This is a genomic window from Acidithiobacillus albertensis (assembly GCF_001931655.1).
Lineage (GTDB): Bacteria > Pseudomonadota > Gammaproteobacteria > Acidithiobacillales > Acidithiobacillaceae > Acidithiobacillus > Acidithiobacillus thiooxidans.
This window is the reverse complement of the sequence record NZ_MOAD01000054.1, coordinates 1-901: the sequence shown is the minus strand read 5'-3', so window position 1 is coordinate 901 and position 901 is coordinate 1. Positions and strand designations below refer to the sequence as shown.

Annotated in this window: 1 pseudogene; it reads right to left on the bottom strand. The window is 51.9% G+C overall.

Features of this window, described 5'->3' with window-relative positions:
• Window positions 1-352, bottom strand: a pseudogene (locus BLW97_RS17810) (TolC family protein); the annotation flags it as partial.
• Window positions 353-901: the final 549 nt, after the last annotated feature.

Here is a 901-nt window from a genome sequence, read left to right as displayed (position 1 = left end):
CTTGCAGGGTATCCGTAGCTGCTGCAGCTTCCACGCGTGTTTGTCGACCTTCCAGCCCCAGTTTACCGAAGGAGGGAAAAGTCTGACTCAGCCCCACACTCAGCATACTCATCTGCTGCTGGTTCATGGAGAAACTGTTGAGGGGTAAATTTTCAGCACCCAGAGACAGGTGCGGATCAGGCAACTGGGCTACGGATACGGCCTGATGTTTTAATTCTACTATTTTCTGGGTCAGCGCGCCGAGCCCCGGGTTTTGACGCAAGGCAATGGCTTGCGCGTCCTTCAAACTTAACGGATCAGCGCATGCTGCGGCCGTTGAAAAGCACAGTAACATCCCGGCCAAGAGCCGCATGCTGTTCTTGGCTGATAATCGTTCCAATAGATTGGCATCCATGAAAATCTCCATAGCAAATCATTGACATTTCTCCTTTGAAAAAAGGAGTGCCTACTTGCTGAGGAGAACTTAAATGGTCAATCGTACGTGAAGCAGCGGAGGTGGATGGTAAGAGGGTTCAGGGGAAAAAAGACCGGGACGATCCTTCGCAACGAACTGAGAGTGGGTCCATGTCACGGATCCAATCCACACGGGAGTCGGGACAGAAATTCCAGAAAAGCGCAATCCGCCAGGCGCATGCGTCTGTGCACAGATGGCCATACACTGACTACTCATTGCTTCGGAATGGGGATCCATCATCCGCATGTCCATGCCGGGGTTATCCCGGCAACAGGGCATGTTCACCATGGACATCCCCATCATGGACATCCCGTGCATTTCAACACAGGATATGCCCTGTGGCATCGCCACCGCAGCATTGCTCATCCAGGTTCCAATAAGGAACAAGGACAACATTGCCAGCGAACGAAAGTAGCGGCGAAGCTTTAACATAATTCGACCAGAAGA